Genomic DNA, 2,353 nt, shown 5'->3' on the forward strand with positions numbered 1-2,353 from the left:
TCCCCGAGGAGACCCAACCCCCGTGGCCCGCATGCCCGACGGTCCTCCGCCGCCGCCGACCGTTCAGAAGCTTCGGATCCGCTACGCCAAGCGTGGGCGGCTTCGCTTCACCAGCCACCGTGATATTCAGCGTGCTTTTGAGCGGGCTTTGCGGCGGGCTCGGGTGCCGATGGCCTACTCGGCGGGGTTCACGCCGCATCCGAAGGTGTCGTGGGCCGGGGCTGCGCCGACCGGGGTGGCCAGTGAGGCTGAGTACGTCGAGATCGGGGGCACGCGGGCGTTGGTGCCGGCGGAGCTGGCCGCTGCTTTGGACGGCTCCTTGCCCGCTGACCTGGACATTCTGGAGATCGTGGAGGCCGCCACTCCGAACCTGATGGAGCGGTTGGAGGCCTCCGTGTGGGAGATCCGGCTGCCGGGGGTGGCGCCGGAGGCGGCGGTCGCGGCGGTTGCCGCTTTCGCCGCCGCGGATGAGGTGCTCGTCGAGCGGATGACCAAGAACGGTGTTCGGACGTTCGACGCGCGGGCCGCCGTGACGGCGATCGAGGCCGACGCGGCGACTTTTGTTTCCGCAGGTGAGCGCGGTGTCGGCGAGGGTGACGGGCACGGGGATCGACCCTGTGCGATACTGCGACTAGTCGTGCGGCACCTGACACCCGCCGTGCGGCCCGACGACGTCCTTACCGGACTCGTTCGTGTGGCAGGCCTGGTGCCGCCCGTCCCTCCCCAGGTGACGAGGCTGGCGCAGGGGCCGCTGCGGGACGGGTCCGACGCGACGCCGGCCAGTGTGAGCGTGGAGGCGCTGTCCGATCCCCTGGATCCGGACCGGGTCGCCGCGGGGTCGGCGGGCGACCGGTGAGAAGGCCGGTGACGTCGAGAGCACGACCCAACCAGACTTCTCGTCAGGTCAACGGCCGGCCCCGATAACGTCGGCCGCACCGACTGGACGAGGCGAAGACCACAACAGCCACCTGTGTGGCGCCGCAGAGCACCCGGATCTGTCAGGGATTCGCCGGGGAGTGCCCATCGCCCGCTGATCAGCGGGGACGATGTGGGGCACCGCTTCGCGTGCGCCCGGGGGGCGTGACGGGAGAACCGCCCGGATGCTCGACAACGAGCCCACCGGCGTCCCCGGCGAACAGCCGGACCAGACGTCAGACGCGCAGGACGCGGCCACCACGGCCGCCACGAACGAAGGCGAGGCGCCCCAGCGCCAGCGCCGGAGGGCGGCCAGCCGCCCGGCCGGCCCGCCGGTACCCCCGGAGGAGGGTTCCGAGGCCGCGGCCTCGGACGACGCCGAGCCGGAGAGCAAGCCCAAGCGGGCCCGCAAGACGGCGGCCAAGAAGGTCGCCGCCCCGGAGCCAGTGGCCGAGGTGGCTGAGGTGGCCGAGGCCGCCGAGGCTGCGGACGCCCCCGCTGCCAAGAAGATTGCGCGTACCCGTACGCGCAAGAAGGCCGCCGAGGCCGAGCCCGTGGAAGCGAGCCAGGCGCAGGACGCAGGCACCGGCACTGAGCCGGCCGCCGCTGCCGAAGACTCCGGCGCGACCGCGAAGAGCACGCCGACGCGTGCCCGGCGGCGTGCCACCTCGGCCGGTACCGCTGGAGAGTCGGCGGCCGCTGCCGAGACCGCCGAGACCAGCGAGACGAGCGAGGCCTCAAGCGGCCAGGTCGCGTCCGCTGAGCAGGCCGACACCACAACCACCGCGCCCCGCACGCGCACCCGACGCCGCGCGACCTCCGCCGGCACGGCCGCCGAGCAGGCGAGCGCCGAGGCGTCCGCCGCCGCACAGGGCACGACCGCGGGCCGGCAGTCCGCCGAGCCCGAGACCGCCGGCGACCAGACCCCCGGCGACCAGGCCCCCGGCAGCCAGCCCGCCGCCGAAACCACCTCCCGCCCCGGCCTCACCTCGCCCTTCGCGAACCCCTTCGCGGCCCCGCAGCTCCCGGCCACGGGCGCCAAGGCGGCCAAGAAGACCGCTCCGGCCCAGGAAGCCCCGGCCGAGCAGCCCGCGAAGGCCGACAGCACGCCGGCCGCCAAGGCCGAGACCGCCGCCGAGCCCGAGCCCGAGTCGGACTCCGACGCCAAGCCCAAGCGCACCCGCCGCCGCGCCGCGTCCGCCCCGGCGGGCCCGCCGCGTCCGCAGGAAGCCGCCGAGGCCCAGCAGGACGAGCAGCACGAGCAGGAAGAGCCGGTCGAGCAGGACAAGCCCGGCAGGCAGAACCGCCAGGACGGCCGCACCCGCCAGGGTCGCCAGGACCGGCAGTCCCGCCAGTCCAGGCAGGACCGGGGCGACCGGGGCGACCGCGCCCAGCAGCCCCAGCCCGCCGCCGCCCAGGACTCCGCGTCGGCCACGGC

General features: G+C 74.8%; 1 protein-coding gene and 1 pseudogene. Both read left to right on the forward strand.

What is annotated here, in order from left to right:
• Nucleotides 1-31 precede the first annotated feature (31 nt).
• The gene (locus GWK61_RS54105; RefSeq protein WP_194922215.1) at nucleotides 32-856 is read left to right on the forward strand and encodes a TIGR03936 family radical SAM-associated protein; all 825 of its coding nucleotides are present in this window, start codon (nucleotides 32-34) and stop codon (nucleotides 854-856) included.
• 244 nt (nucleotides 857-1,100) lie between these two features.
• Nucleotides 1,101-2,353: pseudogene (locus GWK61_RS54110) on the forward strand (hypothetical protein); the annotation flags it as partial.

Origin of the sequence: Catenulispora rubra (genome assembly GCF_015356825.1) — a bacterium.
GTDB classification, from domain to species: Bacteria; Actinomycetota; Actinomycetes; order Streptomycetales; family Catenulisporaceae; genus Catenulispora; species Catenulispora rubra.

What these genes read in the sequence shown, in the direction of transcription:
- GWK61_RS54105 (WP_194922215.1), top strand. Translation starts at nt 32, where the DNA reads ATGCCCGACGGTCCTCCGCCGCCGCCGACCGTTCAGAAGCTTCGGATC.